Here is a 385-nt window from a genome sequence, read left to right on the forward strand (position 1 = left end):
CGCCCACATCGGCGGTTAACTGAGGCGCATCGTTGGTGCCTGTCACGGTAATGGTTAAGGTATTGGTTTGGTTGACCGTGCCGTCGCTCGCGGTGTAGGTGAACACCACTTCCGCGGTCGCTCCTGTGGCCAACGCTTGAGAATCACTGCCGTCCGCCACAAAGCTATAGCTGCCATCGGCACGAATGGTCAATGTGCCGTAATCATTGCTGATCAACGTATCGCCACTCTCTGCCACTGCGGTCGCGGTGCCCGTGGTACCGTTCAAAATACCCGTGACGTTTAATGAGTCACCATCGACATCGGAGTCATTGGCCAAAACGCCTTGTTCTGCACTGACCGTTAAGGTCGCGTCTTCATTCACCGCGCCCACATCGGCGGTTAA

1 protein-coding gene is annotated in these 385 nt (G+C 56.1%); it reads right to left on the reverse strand.

Going from position 1 to position 385, the window contains the following annotated elements:
- Nucleotides 1-385, reverse strand: a 385-nt coding sequence (locus tag AB4623_RS14885) for a VCBS domain-containing protein (RefSeq protein ID WP_372146751.1), incomplete at both ends; no start/stop codon positions are given.

It is taken from the genome of Vibrio sp. 10N.222.52.C12 (assembly GCF_041474215.1).
In the GTDB taxonomy this organism is placed as follows: Bacteria; Pseudomonadota; Gammaproteobacteria; order Enterobacterales; family Vibrionaceae; genus Vibrio; species Vibrio crassostreae_C.